Consider the following 18,535-nt stretch of genomic DNA (forward strand, 5'->3'; position numbering starts at 1 on the left):
TTAAACAAGAGAAATAAAAAGTACAGGAAACCGAAGGTTTGCTGGCTATTACTGAGCAACATACACAACAGGTTCAGCGAAGCTAACCCTGATACACCGAATTGATTATCAGATATTTACAAATTTAATTTCGTGATTCTTTTTGGTGCTTCATTATACCCTAATAAGTCCCCCAAAGGAAGGATTCTTTTATTCTCAAAACTTCAAATTTTCATCCTTGTCCCATAGGCCCCAATAAGCCCCCACATCCCCTTCGGTACCCACTTTCCATGATTCGTCAAAAGAAGAGAAAAAGAAAATTTCAATTTCTGCTTCCTGTGACCATTTTTGGGTATTTATGAAATATTTCAAAAAGTTTTGGTACGAAGGAAGCGCACCACGTAAATTAGTACCTTGACTGGGCCATCCAGTTTCCGTAATGATAACTTTTTTCCCTTGAGCCGCTTCCTGTGCTTGACGGTACATATCCTTCATATATAAAAGTGAGTAGTCCATTTCACATCCCTCCCAAAAAGGATAACAGTTCGCCAAAATTATATCACAGGCCTCAGAGACTTTTGGATGGTCCCGAAACTCATAATAGGCATCTACATAGCCCACTGGAACGTCTTCGATCTCTACTTTGCCTCGATGAATATAATCCAATAGTTCAGACTCGGTCAAATCACCCCTATACAGTACTTCGTTGCCTATCGCAGCGATATCGACCACACCCTCATTTGTCAGTTGAATTAAGCCCTCAAGCTCCTTTTCATTGGATTCCCTATCGTTTCCGAGCCATGCACCCACAAGTGTTTTCATGCCGTATTCCTTGGCTAATCTAGGAATGTTCTCATTGCCTTCGGTACATGAGAATGACCGCACCCATTTCGTGTAGGGTTTTATTATTTCCAGCCGTCTTCGAATTTGGTTATCAGACAACTGGTCACCAGGTTTTTGGCCTTCAACATAGGGGCTAAAACATAGGCCATGCATTCCCTTTTCCAATGTTTTCCTTGCCATGGACATTAACTCGTCCTCGTTGTAACCCTTAAAGTTATAGGTTGCTAAGGATAAATATTTTTCCGCTCTACTTGAAGACATAGTTTTTCCTATGATTTTGATTAATTTTTTCGGGCTTCCAAGGCCGCCCTAATTTCATTGGCCCGTTCCTCTGTCACATCATAATTGCGCATAATCCACATGGCGACCAAAGTTCCTACCATAGGAAAAAAGCAGAAAAAAGCATGAAGGCCATCTACCGCACCTTGTTGTTCGGTCGTCATCAACTCAGGATTAAATCCTACAAAGGCAATGATCGCCCCACTCAATGCACCGGCCAAGGCAAAACCAACTTTTACCATCCACCAATAAATTGCACCAAATATCCCCTCTCGCCGCTTTCCGGAGTTCAATTCATCAATATCGATGACATCGGCCGTCATTGACATCATGATGGTAAATAGGCTACCGATCCCAAAGGAGAAAAACGGCAAACCTATAATGTATAACCATGGTTTTCCGGGCACAAACAAAAAGTACAGCATAATGTATCCTATCACTGAAATTGCCTGGGCGAGCATAAAGGCCTTTTTCTTGCCCATTTTCTTGGACATCCATGCCACAATGGGTATAACTATGAACGTGGTGCCCAAAGCCCCCAAGCAACCAAACAATGCCACCCAAATACCCGTTGCTTCTGCATCACCGTTGAAAAGTTTGTAAACGATTACAAAAAAGGTTAGTGCGGCCACGGTATTGAAGGCATTGAATATTAAAAAGGTAGCTCCACAGATTTTTCTGAATTCGGGGATTTTAAAGGCCTCCTTGAAGCTTTTGAGTATTTTCATTAAACTACCTCCAATATTTGCAGCGTTCAAAGGTTCGTAATCTTCTTGCAGTGTAGATTTGCTCTTAATGAAAATTGCGGGTACAATGGCCGCTAAGGCACACGGTATTGCCACCCAAATCGCCAATTCCCTTACTGCGACATCTGCTGAAGGAAACCAATCAGGATCGTACATGATAATCCAGAACCAAGGGGCGATGACCCATGCCCATTGACCGATCCATTGGGCAACGGCCATAATATTGGTTCGTTCGTGAAAATCGTCGCTCATTTCATAACCCATGGCCACATAAGGCACACTAAAAAAGGTAAGCCCTAAATAAAAAATGATGGACCATAAGAAGAAATACCAAAAATTATATTCCAACGAATTATCCTTATATAATTGCCACATGAAAATATAGGCGATACCCATAATGATACCTCCAATAAGTACATATTGGCGGCGTCTTCCCCATTTGGATTTGGTGTTATCCGATATAAATCCCATGATAGGGTCTGTAATGGAATCAAAGATTCTAGGGAAGAAATAGATAAGGGACCACATCCATCCAGGGAAACCCAAATCTTGGACCAGTACCACCATAAAAATCCCTAAAATGGCCGGAAACATCTGATTGGCGAACATGCCAATCCCAAAGGCCAGTTTTTGTCCAAAAGGCACTTTTCTACCTACAATAAATTCGTTTGTTGCACTCATATCGTTTGGTTGGTTTTAGTTGTTGATTTCGTTGTTAATGGAGGGAAGGGCCACATCATTTAAAAGTAGCTCCAAGTCACCGCTATATGTTTTTGAGATGGTGTTTCCATCCCTTACCATTCCTTCAAGGATTCCTTCATCTACAAGGTTCCAAAGGGCATATTTCGCGTTTCCATCTACTGTGAAAAGTCCGAAATGATTTTCTGAACCGTTCGGATTTTGCGCATCTTTCCAAGGCTCATCAAAGGCTTCGAAATAGAAACATGAAATTCCTTCGGCTTGGGTCCAGTTACGCATCAATTGGTAATAAATGGCCGACTTATATTCATCACATGCCTTTGAACCTTCGGGGCCGTAAAGTCCATCGGAATGGCTTGCCCAACCCGTTTCGCCAATATGGACCGGTTTGTCAACGCCTAGGTTCTTCATATATCTTACCACACTGTTGTACTGTGATTTGGCATAGTCCAAAGCTCGTTGCATCGCCGCATTAATTTGCTCGGTTTGTGAAAGGGATGCTTCATCATTTGTGATGCCCCAAAATTGCGGATTGTAATGGGTATCGTGCATGGGATAGGTATGTACTGATAGGTAGTCGACCGCTTTGATCAATTCGTCCAAATCCTTAACATGGTATTCTGGGCCGCCACCTCCCCAGGAGGCAAAATTGTCGGAACTCGTAATCCATAGATCTGAGGGCAGTTTTCCTTCTGATTTTAATGCCTGTAAATGGTTCACCCACTTAAGGATGATTTCCGGTTGCACGTAATAGGATTCCGCCCATTTGACCATAGCCTCGTTGCCAACGGCAATGACCTTTACAATATCCTGATAATCATTGGCCAAGGCAACGGCCCGTTTTATCTCATCGGCGTTTTGTTCACTTTCAATGTTGTGATCTACCGGTTTTCCTGTCCATGCGTTTTTACAATCGATCCATGCGCCCAGCATAACATACATTTCAAAGGTTTCGTCCTCATTTTTTAGTTCACGAATGGCCTTGAGCACGTTTGATGCATGGGGCAACTGCACATTGTAGGTTCGCAATACCCGTATACCCATAGCATTTAGCAAACGCATATCTTCCTTGAGCTGGTCCATGGTGGGTTGTAGTTGTCGTGAATTTTTTCGGTATCCGCCATACGAGATGGCCTGGTATTCTGGGTTGCCCAATATATCTCTTGCAGTCACTTGTTGTTCTTGTTTTTGTTGGTATGGGGGATTCTCATTTGCTTTTTCCTTACATGACACCAAAAGCAATATGCTTAGTATCCCTATGATATTCCGTTTTAATTTCATGGCTATCATTTTAATCGGGATGGGTTTAGGGCCACTTCAATTCGCGATACTTCGCCTTTTCGCTTGAATACAGATTCCGATAGTTTGCGATTAAGACAAAGGGTATCCATCGATTTTTTAGTACCGTCCGTAAAACCGATTATTAGGGATTCATTTTCGGCCATTTTATAAATTATTGGAACCTGACAGTAGGTGAAGGCTATCGTGTTGGATGGCAGGGGTATTTCGTTTGCAATTCCATCCACTCCAATATAGGTGAAGTTTTTACCCGCTTCCAAAAATTCGCTCTTACGCAATAAACAGGGTTCAAAGCATAATTTTCCTTCGTTAACAAAAGCTCCCAGTTCTCCAAATCGGCTTAAAATGTCCTCTTTTACCTGTCCTGTCATCCCCGGCTGTTGGGCCCCCTTGCCTGCCGGTGTGTGCGAGTAGGGGTCTGTGGGGAAGGCACCGTAAAGGGTAGGGGATTTGTGTACCCCGATCCCTTCATTGATTTCGTAATAGTGTTCCAGTAACCTGCCTACGATTTCAGGGTTTTCTCCTTCATGTACCGCTTTTAGACAGCACTCCTGGACCGCCAAAAACAGCTTGGAAACCATGTGCCAGTAGATGGAGCCCAAACCTTCGTAACCGTAAAAGGTACCCGATCTGCCGGTGAAGGCCTTATGGTTGAAAACTTCTTCAAAAACCTGAAGAATATAGTTCCGTTCTGATGGAATTAAGTTTTTATATTCTTTATTACTAAGGGAATCCAAGGCTTTGGTGACATCGTTGGCGTTGTTGAAGTTCCCGTTAAAGTGGTAAGAGCCGTCAACCGATCTTACAATGAGTTCCTTATTGCCTTCTTTTACCAACTTGGTAAGTAATTTCGATTTTTTGACCGATGCTTCCGGGATGTTGTTTTTCTCCAAAAACAGGGGAAGCTCCTTGTTGGGGTACAACAAATAACTGTATTGGTCTTCACGAAAAAGTTTACTGTGCTTCAATGCATCCAGCACGTTCAATGCTTCTTTTGAGGATAAATATCCTGAGCTTAGAACGGCCACCTGACCTTCAAGCATCTCTTCCAGGTAGGAAATGGACACTCCATTGTCTGGGGTAACGGACATAAGATTATAGGCATGGTACAAATCGTCTTTTCGCCTGTTGGCCTTAATGGAGTGTTCTAAATACCTAATTTCGAGTTCAATGAACGCTTTCAATTCCTCCAGGGATACACTTCTTTTTTCACCCGAAAAGGAATTTTCATAAACCTGATTTCGAAAGGAAGCGCCCGCCTTGCCTAGTCCATCTAGGATATTTTTTCGGGTTTGGTCATTCATGGGGCCGGTCAGGGCTTCATTATGCCTGGCCAACGTTTTTGCTACGGAATCGAAAAATTCAAAAAGTTCAATAGCGATGGTAAACTCTGGTTTTTCTATATTTTCAAAAATTTCTTTAAAAAAGTTCAAAAACCGGCGTAGGTAATAGAGCGTTACCATGGAGACGCCGTTACCTACCAGCGCGTTGTTGGCATCGTTCCATTCCGGCCGTTGGGTGTTCATCCAGATACCGCCCTCTGGAATAAAATTGGAAAGCTTTGCCAAGGTCGTTGCCAAAATCTTTTCCAGAAAATTCGCCCTTACGATGCTTCCGTTAGAATCTTGTAAAAGTGCACCATCCGCACCTAGTTCGGCCCGTTTTTGTCGGATTTCCTTATCCAGCTCTTCGTCGAATAAAATCGTATCCTTTGGGTTTTCTAGAAGCTTTTCGTACGATTTAATTTTGTACGGTACGTTGGCATACACAAAAACTTCCTGGTCCAAAAGGCTTTCCAACTGTTTGGGATTATGACTTTCGAACCGTTCCAAAAATTTAAGCAGATAAATTATCTGGTGATCGCCCCAGTACCCAATATAACTCCAAGGGTCGTCCGGCTCAATTGTTTCCCAGTCAAAGCCCCCTTTGGTCACTCGGTACGGATTGTATCCGTCAAAAGTAGATGCGTTCAGGAATTTGTGGATCATACTTTCCAAAAACTCTGGGTAAGAAATGGAAAGAGCCTCCCAATTCTGGAAGATATCCCTCCAATTGCCTTCGTAATCCAAAATTTTGGATCCATCAACTTCACTACGCGTATTGATGGAGAAACGGTTCCATGGCCGGCTAGGATCTCCGTGCCTTCTGCTAAATTTCAATGGTAGGTATTCCAAGCAAAGGCGTTTGAAATGTACATCTGTATTCGATAGCGCCTGCTGCTTTAAATCATTGGCCGCAAAAATTTCCGGTAGGGCATCAATCGGGGCACTATTATTTTTAGCTACCTCTTTGTTGGCATTTACTAGGTACGCCCTAAAATCCCGTTTTTCGATATCGTAATTGTGGTCAAAAATACCACCGCGCATGATGTTAAAGAGCGTATTGGAAAAGTGTCTGGTATCCCTCAAGACATCTTTAGTGTCCTGTAGCCCATCCGAAGCCGCGCAAAGACCAATCAGGTTTTTCGTCCCCAAATCTATATCCTCCTGGATTTTTTGGTAAAGCCCCGTATCCTCTTTGATACTTTTGTCCAAAGCGATTATGGCACTGTGGTCCTGGTTTACGTTCGCCACCAATTGCCATTCCTTTTTGGAATTTGGGGGCAAAATTAAATCGGCATGGATGAAATAAGCTCCTTTTTCTGCCTTCACATCGGTTTCCGTGCCTATGGTACCCGTTCTTCTAAAATGATCTAATTGAAGGGAGGAAACCAAATACCCTAAATTATCAAGACCTAGTGACCAAACCACATTGGCCTTTAGGGCCTCGCTGGGTTCCGCCTTGTCCACAATAATGGCACTCAGGGCATAGATGCCAAGGCCGGAATTCTTTAATAATTGATTTCTTTTATAGGCATCGACCAGATTGCTGGAATTGGTCTGGGTATAGCTTCCCACACCGTAAGGAAGCACATTTTGGATACCGTCCAAAACGGAAATTTCAATTTTTGAATCGCAGTTGTTATGAATCTGGGACTTACGCACAAAACCAAAACGGTTACTTGAATTCCACTGATAGGAAAAAGTCAATTGCAGGTCATGGTTTATTTCTTCAAAAATTAATTTATTGCCATGACTGTTTTTATATAGGTTTCGAGTGGTACGATAAGCAGTTTTTCCAAGGTTTGAAAACGGTTCCCAAATCCATACGGTGTCGTCCTTATGAACCCTAAAAATGCTTTTGCTACCCGTTATTTCTGCCGATTCTGTGATTTTATCGTCCGTATAATAAGGAAATAGGGAGAATTCGGCATTTTTACGGCCAGCTGTCAATCCGCCATTGCTTGAAATGAACATCCAGTGATTGGAATCACTTACGATACTCATGAAGAAAGGCCGCATGGAATCGTAATTGCCAATTTTAAAATAGCTTTCGTTCTCTATTTCGATATATTCTAAGGGTACCTTGGATTTTTCGGTCATTTCCGGTAATTATTTTTTAAGATTTATTGAAAAAGGCCGGCCTATTTTCAAACCGGCCTTTTCAACCCAAAATCAGCGTTAATTCTGTCGTTATTCCTGGGTTATGTCATCAAAATAGTAGATTGCCTCCGTAGCAACCGGTACTTGGTTGGACTCATCATAATCTGGGAAGATGACGATTTTATCATAACCATCGGTCAGATCAAGCGGTGTCGATGAAAAATCGAATGTCAACTCAACCCAGGTGTTGGCTTCCGTAACCGTTTGGTCTACGTTGTAGGTGACAATGGGGCCTTGGTTCCCTTCTTTCTCCAACTGAAAGCGTACATTGACACCTGCATTTGGTGACCATATTTTCATTTTAAAAGTTGTACCGCCCGTCGCTGAAAGGTCTTGTGGAAAGACATTAAACGCTCCTGAATACCAGGCGGAGCCTACAATTTTGTTAAACTGATATACCGTGGCCGATGTATTGATCCCACTTTGATCGGGGTTGGTCGCATTAGCACCATTGGCACCATTGTCAAAGGCACCTGTCAATGTACCGCCATCCTCAAAATCTACAACGATTCCAGAACCATCACCTGTATTTCCACCGCCGGTACCTCCTCCGGATCCTGTGTCACACGTAGCATTGAAAGCGACTGTATCCAAGGTGTCAGGGGCCGTAGATCTCCAGTTTCCTGCAAAAGATAACTTACTCCACTCAATGAAAAGTTCTACATTTTCAGGTGCTCCATTGGGGAAGAAAAATTCTCCCGCCCAAACTCCGGGTGAAACTTCCATAGGTGCCATTGAAATACCGGCATCGTTAGGAACCCACGCGCCAGCGGGCAATACCAATAAGTCGACCGGGTCGCTATCCGCGGAAGAGATTTCAACGCGCATGGTAGTAGCGTTTACGTTAAAAACGGACAAGAAAATATCTGAACCTGCATCACCCCCAAAGGCTTGGATCTGGGTGTTACAAAAAGCGGTCACCTCACCGGTACCTCCGCCATTTCCTGGGTTGGAATCACTGCCATCGCCACCTTCAACCAAGGAGACATTATCAATAACCACTACACCAACTTCACCTCCCATATCAAATAGGACCCGACTATTGGCGCCACCAAAATCAGAAGCGGCCAATTGCAACGTAAACGTTTGCGTCTCAGGGGTCAGGTTTACAGAAACGCTCGTGTTTGTAAACGGTGCTTCATTCAAACCGATTCCGGCTAACATCGTGCGTTCACGATCGGAAGAAGCATCAAAGGTCAAGATATAGTTGGTTCCTTGGGTAATTGCCACAACTTGGCTAAGGTTTACGTCGAATACGTTACCTGCGGCCATGACATTTGCAAAATTGAAGCTGTTTCCACCATCTTCCTGTACGTTGGCCGCATTCCCGATCCATGGGGTTACGCCTCCCTCAAAATCACCATTGGTCAATAGTCCGCTGTCAAAACCACTATCACCACCTCCGGTGTTGGAATCACTACCATCTCCGCCCTCAACTAAGGATACATTGTCTATTACCACGGTACCTATGGCTGCGCCCATATCGAACAATACGCGACTATTGGACCCGCCAAAATCAGTTGCGGCGAGTTGTAGCTCAAAGGTTTGGGTTGCCGTTGTCAAGTTAATTTCCACGTTTGTATTGGTGAAAGGGGCCTCGTTTAACCCTATACCTGCCAATATGGTCCTTTCCCTGTCCGATGAAGCATCAAACTTTAAAATGTAATTGGTGCCTTGGGTTATGGCCACAACTTGGCTCAAGTTCACATCAAATGGGTTACCCGCTGCCTGTACATCTGCAAAATTAAAGCTGTTTCCCCCGTCTTCCTGTACGTTGGCAGCATTGCCAATCCAAGGTTCCACACCGGCCTCAAAATCGCCATTGGTAAGCAGGCCACTATCAAAATCGTTTCCTCCATCTCCACCATCGCCTCCGTCATCCGGTATGGTAATCGTAAAGTTCGCGGTGGCCGTATCAGAATCACCGACCACATTTGAGGCTGTCAATGTTACCGTATAGTCCCCATTTTCATAGACCTGTGTGGGGTTTTTGGCCGTAGACGTATTTCCATTTCCAAAATTCCACGAATAGGTAGTGGCGTTTTGGGAATTGTTGGTAAACGTGACCGTACCCGTGGTCTGGTCTATGGATTGGGTGAAACTTGCAACAACTTCCGGTAAAACTTCATCATCATCACTACATCCAAGAAATAAAAGCAATAAAGCCGACATGGAAATTAATTTCCCTTTTTTAAAAAATGATTTCATAGTTAAATGTTTAATTAGTCAATTTTCTGTTTATAAAGCAATTCCTTAATTAAATACGCGTACATAGTCTACCAGCATAGTCTGGGGAAACCGGGTTTCAGAATTGGGTGGCCCCACGAAATTTCCTCCTACCGCTACGTTCATTAATAGAAAGAATGGCTTATTAAAAACCCATTCCCCAGTTACATCTTCTGGAGTTATTTGGTTGTAGAGCACATCGTCCACATAGAAGTTGATGGCAACTGGAGACCATTCAATACCAAAAATGTGATACCCCGTATCGAACCTGTCGTTGCGCAGTTCATATTCCTTTGAAATGGCATTTCCCGCCGAATAGCCTGGACCGTGCACACTACCAACTAAGATGGTGGGGTTTTGACCCCTGTATTCCATGATATCGATTTCACCGGCTCCGGGCCACGGGTTCTCATCAATATCCGCACCCAACATCCAAAAGGCGGGCCAAATTCCTTGGCCTGTTGGTAATTGTATTCTTGCTTCAAAACGACCATAAGCCTGTTCAAATCGGTTTTTGGTCAACAATCGGGCGGATGTATAGCCCACACCCTGGAAGGATTCCTGGCGGACCGTAATTTTTAAGTTGCCGTTTTCTATGGCCACGTTCGTTGGACGATCTGTGTAATACTGCAATTCTTGGTTTCCCCAACCGTCGCCATTAGGTCCCCGTCCAATATCAAAGCCCCATACATCTGGATTTGGGGCACCGTCTGTATCGAATTCCTCCGAAAGTACCACATTGGTCAAGGTCGTTACCGTCTGGGTTTCATCCACCTCACACCCGATGAATGAGCTGATAAAAAGGCCCATAAAAACTTGATACACAGTATTTTTCACAATCTTTCTTTTTCTATTAAGCATTTGAAGTTTCTTTTTCTTATTACCTGTAATAATAGATGTTGTCAACAAAAATGTCTGAAATGGTGCTGTCCGATACAAAGAACAATAGACCAATTTGTGAGCGATCGCCCAACCCTGTAAAGTCGGCCAATGGGATATCAAAACTGACCCATTCGTCTTGTCTTAGATCGGAGGCCGCCAGGGTCACCGAACCGGAGGTTTCGCCATTGCCAACGGAGTTTAACAATTGGATCCTTATAAAATCTCCCGGGTCAATGGCTTCATTGACCTTGATATCGATATGTAGTGTGGTCATGGCCGAAGCATTGATCGGTGCCACGTTCAAGAAAGTACCAATGCCCACAAAGTTGAGTTGGGTATAGTTGATGATCCTGTCCCCGTTAAAGTCTAGCGGCGGTGAGCCACCTTGGGTGGTTTGTCCGTCAGGGGTAAAAAAGCCATTAAAGTAATCTACCGCAACGTTCGCATAGGCATCGCTAAAAACCGAGATGACATCTTCAGGCGCCCGTGACGGCGGGGTAGGGGCGAATTCAAAGGCACTTTCAACATTCAGCTCCAAGGAACCTTCGGCAGGATTGTTTGCCAAGGAGGCTGTAATGGTTGTTTGACCAAGACCCGTAACCGAAATATTTCCCAACTCATTTACCTGGGCAACCCCATTATTTGATGATGAAAAGTCAAAGTACGACGGTGCGGCAATCACGGTAATATTTTCCCCGGATTCCAAGTTCACGGTTTGGGTAAGGCCGGTCAATGATTGACCAATGTTCACAAAACCGGGCTGTTGCACGTCTGCACCGTTTAGGATTGCCGGCCTCGGCTGCCCCAAGGTTCCGGTCTTTTCAAATTTTATTTCATCAAACCACAAGGTATAACCGCCTTCGTCAAATTCGTTTTCGGCACCCTCGGCTAGCCAAAACAATCCGGTTTGATTAAAAAGTTTTGAAGGGTCTGGTATGGGTATGGTGTATTTTTCCCATCGGGTACTTATTTGTAAATTCTGGGTGGTCACTTGAAATTTATTTCCTGTTTCCCCCTCTATACCAAATCCAATTTCGTTTATATCCGCCGCTTGGGAAGCCTTGGCATAAAAAGTGAGGGCATCAAAACCGGATAGGTCCCTTTTTACCGTTGTGTTAAACGTAGCTCCCACAAAACCTACACCAAATGGTGGTACATCAAAACGCATGGAGGCATTGCCAGCAAAAAATTCATCGGTATCCACGCTGAATGCTTCTGGATCCGCACCCCCATCCACAAATGGAAAATAATCCAAACCTGCCGAGAAGGTATCGATGAAAACGTCACCATTAGGCGGAAAGGACGCAAATTCCACGTCTTCTGAAAAGTTCCGTTCACATCCCAACAGCAAGGTCAGAACAATCACGGAAAACAAGGTATTTGTAGTACTGATATATCTGTTGTTTTTCATCATTCCGTTATTATTTACCAATATTGATATGTACATAAGTCATGATTTCCCATTCCGATCCGTTGGGGAAGCCTACTGGGCTAATGATCGGTTCGTTTGAAAATTCCTCGGCGGCATTGGGCGCGTATCTCGGTGAAAATTCGTTCAAGGAGCGCCAGATACCCCGAATGCCCACTTGGGTACTGGGGAGGATGAACCAGTCCGGTTTGCCCAAGGTCGTGGAGACATCCAACATCAATTGAAGGGGGAATGTCAAGTTAAAATCACGATGGTAATCAAAGGGCCCCCAATCGTTCACCTTTACATGGGAGGAAAGTTTATAATTCTTGTAAATGGCCCTGATATCCCCACCAAATCGTTTGATAAGGCGTTGGCTATCACCATTTCCCTGACCATTGCCATAATAGAAGTTACCGATAAAGCCCAGGTCCGGTCCTATTTTTGACACCATGCGGGAATGTATTTCCCAGAGGTCCTCGGCAGGAGCCGAGTTGGGGAAGGCAAAAAACTGCCTGTTGGCCAGGAAGCCAATGTGGGCGTCCATGGTGGTTGGCAAGTGCCTGTAGACAAAACCGAGGTTCATCGCAAACGGGGCGTCCTCCGCACGGTCATTGTCCCATTCATACATCCAGGTGCCCGGCGTAGGATCAAAGGATATCAATAGTTCACTACCGATGGTCTCCCTGTTGGCACGTACCGAGAAAGGGTCGTCGATGATATTCCTCAAACGGCCCGGTCCTTGAACATCATTGGGCATCGCCTCTACCAATGGTTTCTGGATCATAAAATTAGGGGCGATCTGGAATTTGCCCGAAGCAATGGTAAAACCTGTCAAAAGGCTGGTAACGTTGCCACTTCCTGTATCGCGTAGTTTCCATCCGGTAAATGTCAATGTCTGGTCCGCCCCGCCATTGGCAATAAGCCCCATGGCAGAAGCTTGACCGTACCAATTGAATTTACCGCCTTCGTACGTAATCTTGACTTTTCCGCCCCAGTTGTCGCTTGCCTGTATACGGTCTTCAAAAACAATGTAATTGCCCGTTTCGCCGCGCACATCTTGAAACGTTAGGCCGTTCAAAGGGCTCCCGGACCAAATGCCACCCAGTTCCACACCAAATTTTCCAAATTCCCGCTCTATGGCGATTGCCGCACGTTCTGTGGGCCATGGGGGTATCACACCGCTTCGTACTTGGTTGAGGTCCAATATTCGGCGACCGTTTTCATCCAGCTCCACATCGGTCTCAAAATCGCGATGATAAATGCCCGTAACGTTGAATTTACCAATATGCTTCCGGTATTTGAACAACATGGTAGGATTGGCACCCCACCACAATTGAGGCCCTACCGCGACCTTTAAGCCCTTTAAGGGTCCTTTGCCATCAATTTCAGCGCCCAAGATTTCCCCATTGTAAATATCGAGGTTTGGGCCGTAGTTGGCTTCAGGGTAAAATCCGAAGAAATCGCCTTCATAGCCCCAGTGGTAGTGCCCGGTCCTGTAGAATCCGCGAAGATCGAATTCCTTGGCGTTCCATTCAAATTCGGCCTGGTATACCCGTACCCTGTTTACGTCCGAAACTACTACATCTCCGCGATCGGTGCTCACGTCTATAGGCCGTGAATTGTTTTCGTAGAAGATTTCGTTGATGGGATTCTGGGCGACATTGCCCACCACGTTTAGATTCACTTCTGCCCGCATATTTGGAGCCGGGTTGCCTTCAACGCCTACAAAATAGGATTGCATATGGTCGAAGCCCAGTTGGTTTGGGAAGGTATTTGGGTCGTCTGGGTCTGGATTGTCGGGGGTAGTAATTAGACTTCCCCCCGTACTAAACGTAGCGAATTTAGCTAGTAAGTTGCTTATCCGTAATAAACTGCTTTGTTCAGAATTTAAAGCCGCCTTATCTCCCCTCGCCTTAAGTACGGCGTCCATAAGAACGATATTGTCAAAATAGTTTTCCAAAAAGTTCAAATCCATACCGGGTTCATACGGATTCAATTTATGGGCCTCTTGCAATGCGTAATAAGCTGCCCGAGGATATAGGTCATAAAGTCCTCGTGAGTTCGTTTGACCTTTTGCGCAGATACCGAACCATTCTTCGTTCATGTTATTAACACCTTCGCCCGCCAAATCCCTGGAATAGCCCCCATTGGACCAGGAGGCATTATTGTCGTGGACATCGGCGTTCTTACGGTCGTCAAACCCATATTTCCACCAGCCATCACTGAACTGAAAGGTAAACCCTCCTATGGAGTTGCCAGATTTCCCTAGACCTGCGGCATTGGCGTAGATTTCTTCCCAATTGCCCACCATATAATAGGCCTGAGATAATTGATCTTCCTTATTCTCCACCGCGTTGTATGCGTCCGCACCAAACTCGGTAAACATGATGGGCTTGTTCAATTTTTCCTTGACCACTTGGAACATGTCCCCAAAAGAAACACCTCGGTATACATTTGTGCCATAAATATCAACATCCGGACACTCCTCGGCAATAATATCTATGAATAGAACATCACCGTTGCAAAGTGCAATAGGATGGTTGCCATCAATAGTCTTCATTTTTTTCGTCACTTCGTTCATAAGGCGATACATGGGCCTACCACGTTTTTCACCAATGAACTGCTTTTCTTGTTCATCATCTGGGAAATCCTCCGTTTCCGCACCTTGCCAAAAAAGTCCGTAGTTGTTTTCGTTGCCCAATAAGTACATAAGTAGGCCAGGAGTGTCTTTGTACTCTTCTACGAGCAGGGTCAATTCTTGGGTCAACAATGCTTGGGTTTTAGGATCGTCGTAAACAGTTACGGGTGTCCAAACACCATCTATGGTCAATCCATACCTGCCAAAGGAGTGATTGAGCAAGGTATAAATGCCATACTCCTCATAGATATATTTTATCCATTTGGCAGGAACCCCCGTATATTGTCGTATTACATTGACCCCCATGTTTTTTAACAGGGACATCTCCGTATCCAATCCCGCTTTGATAATATCGTCCGACTTTTCCCAAAATCTTGCATTTACCGTATTGGTACCGATGGGAATGTAATCCCAGTTCATCCCATTGATCATAAAATCCTCACCGTTCACCTGAAGCTTGGTACCATTTTGGGTTTGAACCAAGGCCACTTTATCTGTTTGGGAATAACCAGAGAGTGAGCAAAGGGAGATGAATAATGCGAGAAACCTAATCTTCATGTTATATTTTTTAAAGTGTTAGGAATAGAGATATGCCAAGTATTTCGTGAATCAGGCAATCTTTTGATTGTTTTTTAGAGTTTTATCAAAAATAGCCTCGAATTTTAAGGTATTCTTAAATTTCACCGCTACAAAAAACATACACGGCAAAAAAACACTACAGAAATTCCCAAAACCCTAGTTTGAATAGTGTTTTACACCTTGTTTAGTTTTGTGTTCAATTCAACTAATGGGGCTAAAAAATAAAGCTTGTATAGGTGATGTAGTGGTAAAACAAACCACTGTAGGGTGGTCCTTATAGGTTTAAGATATAATCCACCAGGTTTTTGTCGTGTTCTAGGCCCAGTTTTTTCCGAAGCCTGTATCTCTTTACTTCAACACTTTTTGTAGAAATATTCAAAAGCGGTGCAATTTCCTTGGACGAAAGATTTAAGCGTAAATAGGCGCAGAGTCGAATGTCATTTTGGGTCAAATTTGTATGGAATTTGTTTAGCTTACCCAAGAACTCCTTATCGGCATTGTTGAAAGCTTCCTTAAATAGTTCCCAATCGTCATTCCTATTTAAACTTTCATCAATAATTTTTGTAATAGGTGTTTTTATAGTTGGGTCTTTGACCTTTTGCTCCAACTGTTTTTTTACCTCGTTTAAAACCTCGTTCTTTCTCAAAAGGCTCATGGTAGAAGCGGCGAGTTCACTACTTTTCATTCGAACGCGCTGTTTTAGCTGTTCATTTTTAAGGCGTACAATTTCTTTTTCATTTTCGGCCTTGGCGATCCGCATTTCCTTTTCTGTCCTTTCCACCAACTTTTGTTGTCTTTGTTTGTAATGTCGCCTGTATGCCAAATGCATGAAAAATAGTCCTATGATTCCCAAAACTGCATATAGTGCGATTGCCATATTCGTTTGATACCACTTCTTTTTGATGGTAAAAGAAAATGTTGCTGTTTTTTCGGCAAGACTATCACCAATTTTGGAACGGACCTCAAATAGGTAATCTCCATAGGGCAGGTTGCTGAAAGTTGCCGTATGGTTCAAGGACCAATCGCTCCATGTATCATAGATACCACGTAACCTATATTGGTATTTTGGCCGGATGTATTTTCCGTACTCTGGGGTGTAATAGGAGATTACTACATTGTTCTCATGATTTTCTAAATCGCCTTTTTCGTTTTTGTCCAAAAGTTGACGGTTATTTTTTTCCATCGTGGAGGACGATACTTCGATCTCCGCTATTTCTACAATGAAATTTTTGTCCTTATTCTTATTACTGTCCAAAATAATATAGCCCAGTCCTGTTCCTAATATATATTTACCTGGATTTTCCAGGGGTGCGATATTTTCATACCCCGAAATACTATTTCTACTGGATTCACCCAACTCGATTTGTGTAACGACCTTTTTATTGTTCAAACTACTTTTTGAAACCTTATTGATGTTGTCCTTGGTAAAGAACCATATTTCATCATTAATGGCGGCCATTTTGCCGGAAGTATAGTTGGATTCCCCATATATACGGCTAAGGAGACTATCCTTAACAAATTTATCGGCATTATCGACATACTTGAAAACACCTTTTTTATCCGCATATAACAGTTCCTCCTTGGCGGAAACAATGGCCGAATTATCCCCACGAAGCAGGGTATCTATCACAACCGATTTGACCCTCTTAAATTCATTGTCGGGGGTAATTTTAAACAAACCCTTGTATTCATGGTTTACGAAAATAAAACTGTCAAAAAGCTCAACGAACCGGGAAGAATTTCCAAAACCATCGATCTTATTACGTAATTTCCAAATATTGTCCTTTTTTTCCAAGATATATAGACCGTCATAGGCCCCCTGTATCACAAGGTCCCCATAATTCCCTACGGGCTGGAGGTTCCATGAACCCTCAGTGCCTTCAATCTTCCTCGCTTTTTTATCCTCAATGACAAAGGTGCCAGTGTGATGACAGCAAAAAAGTTTCCCGTCTATTTCCTTAAGTTGCCATACCTGGCCCTCCGTACCTTGTACAAATTGAAAATTGGACTTTGAATTAATGGGCTTATAAAACAGCCCTTGATTGGTACCTACATAAACCCTTTCATTAAATACTAGGGCGCTGTACACGCTTCCAATATCCCCAACGATATCGTCATAAATCAAAAAAGGAGAATTTAGGTCTACATGTCCAAGACCGTTATCAAGTCCAAGCCAGATGCTCTTGTCCATATCTTCGAACAACGAGAGTACCGTATTGTTCCTAAGGCCATTTTCCATGTAAATTTGATAAAGTAGCTTGCCTTCTGGGTTGAGCAAAAAAAGTCCATTGGATATGGTGCCAATGGCAATGGTATTATTTGATAGTCGTAAAGCGGTATAAACCGAGGCATCCACCAAATTCACATCTATCTGTGTTGGCCATGGTTCTACTTTATCCCCTGAAATTTGATAGAATCCATTATGTCTGGTCAGTATCAGTATTTTACCATTGAAATCCATGATTTCAACAACCTCGTCACTTGTGACCGACACCTCATTATTGACCAGTTCCTTTTCCCCATTTTTAATTTTATAAAGTCCATCGTCAATAGTATGGTAGAAAACCGTTTTTCCCAATTTCCAAATCCTTGGCAAGGTCGTTCTTGCCTCTAGATATTCCAATGTTTGCCTTGCCTCGTCATAGATGTATATCCGTTTTTTGGACTGGAACAGGACTAGGTTATCTACTTTTAGGATATTCCAAAACTCCTCGTCCTCTAAGAGTTTGTCCCGGAACCTGTTGGAAAGGGATTCATATATCAATGTACCTACCTGGTTTTTTGTCCAATATCCAAATTCCATGTAGCAACCGGTGTAGATTTTTTCATCGATTACTCTTACAGACCGCATAATCGTTTGATTGGGAGACGGATATAAGAACCATTCTGCACCATTAAACTCAAGAAGCCCTTTGTTGTTCGCTACATAGATAAGGCGATTATTGGACTGTGAGATTGACCAGTTTTGGTTTTCCGCACCAAAATCTGAAGGTGAAAAATTCTTGATTGGCGGAAGTTCCTGACCCTTTACAATAGAAGTGAATATTACAAGAAATAATACAACGTTTTTCAACTATAATTAATCTTTTTCTTAAAGATATAATTTTTACACATCTTTAGGACAGTGTTGTTTATCGTAATTATTGCAGCAAACTTTCATCAAAAAACAAAACCTTATTGAACTGAGCTTTTGATAAATAATACTGGGAATTTAGAAAAGTCAGCAAATCTTGTATATACTTTAAACCGTGATGGGGTATTATTATGCAAGATTAAAGGTTTTGTTTGAATTTTTGTGGGTGATTTTTGCTTATATATTACTGCATTTGATTGATTATATTTTATCAAATACGTTGAATAAACTTGGAGGTTACACGATTTGATTCTGAATCAAACATAGTATTTGGTGCCACAAGGTGTGAGAGTTCGAGTCTCTTCGCCTGTACAAAGGGAAAAGCCGACTTTTAGAAGT

The 18,535-nt window shown here is 43.1% G+C and carries 9 protein-coding genes; all 9 read right to left on the minus strand.

The window, feature by feature from the left end:
• Positions 1–195: 195 nt before the first annotated feature.
• The 9 genes from PP181_RS05060 to PP181_RS05100 all read right to left on the minus strand — a co-directional run bounded on the left by PP181_RS05060 (position 196) and on the right by PP181_RS05100 (position 18,136).
• A complete protein-coding gene (locus PP181_RS05060; RefSeq protein WP_272636235.1) occupies positions 196–1,083 on the minus strand; it encodes a glycoside hydrolase family 17 protein in 888 nt (295 codons plus the stop codon).
• A 20-nt stretch (positions 1,084–1,103) separates the two neighbouring features.
• Positions 1,104–2,528 (minus strand): MFS transporter, encoded by a 1,425-nt coding sequence (locus PP181_RS05065; protein WP_272636236.1) that lies wholly within the window; start codon positions 2,526–2,528, stop codon positions 1,104–1,106.
• Positions 2,529–2,543: 15 nt separating this feature from the next.
• A complete protein-coding gene (locus PP181_RS05070) occupies positions 2,544–3,827 on the minus strand; it encodes a glycosyl hydrolase family 17 protein (RefSeq protein WP_154917211.1) in 1,284 nt (427 codons plus the stop codon).
• 5 nt (positions 3,828–3,832) lie between these two features.
• The gene (locus PP181_RS05075; protein WP_272636237.1) at positions 3,833–7,267 is read right to left on the minus strand and encodes a hypothetical protein; all 3,435 of its coding nucleotides are present in this window, start codon (positions 7,265–7,267) and stop codon (positions 3,833–3,835) included.
• A gap of 90 nt (positions 7,268–7,357) precedes the next feature.
• Entirely contained in the window at positions 7,358–9,535 is a 2,178-nt protein-coding gene (locus PP181_RS05080) for a PKD domain-containing protein (RefSeq protein ID WP_272636238.1), read from the minus strand.
• A 45-nt stretch (positions 9,536–9,580) separates the two neighbouring features.
• Positions 9,581–10,390, minus strand: a complete 810-nt coding sequence (locus PP181_RS05085) for a glycoside hydrolase family 16 protein (RefSeq protein WP_317131721.1) — start codon at positions 10,388–10,390, stop codon at positions 9,581–9,583.
• Positions 10,391–10,433: 43 nt separating this feature from the next.
• Positions 10,434–11,882, minus strand: coding sequence for a carbohydrate-binding protein (locus PP181_RS05090; protein WP_272636239.1), 1,449 nt, complete (start codon positions 11,880–11,882; stop codon positions 10,434–10,436).
• On the minus strand, positions 11,857–15,042 hold the full coding sequence (locus tag PP181_RS05095) for a glycosidase (RefSeq protein ID WP_272636240.1): 3,186 nt from the start codon (positions 15,040–15,042) through the stop codon (positions 11,857–11,859). The genes PP181_RS05090 and PP181_RS05095 overlap by 26 nt, the downstream gene beginning before the upstream one ends.
• A gap of 295 nt (positions 15,043–15,337) precedes the next feature.
• Positions 15,338–18,136 carry a helix-turn-helix and ligand-binding sensor domain-containing protein gene (locus PP181_RS05100; protein ID WP_272636241.1) on the minus strand — a complete coding sequence of 933 codons (2,799 nt, stop codon included), beginning with the start codon at positions 18,134–18,136 and terminating at the stop codon, positions 15,338–15,340.
• Between the last annotated feature and the right edge of the window lie 399 nt (positions 18,137–18,535).

Source organism: Maribacter sp. PR66 (genome assembly GCF_028464205.1).
Taxonomy (GTDB): Bacteria; Bacteroidota; Bacteroidia; order Flavobacteriales; family Flavobacteriaceae; genus Maribacter; species Maribacter flavus.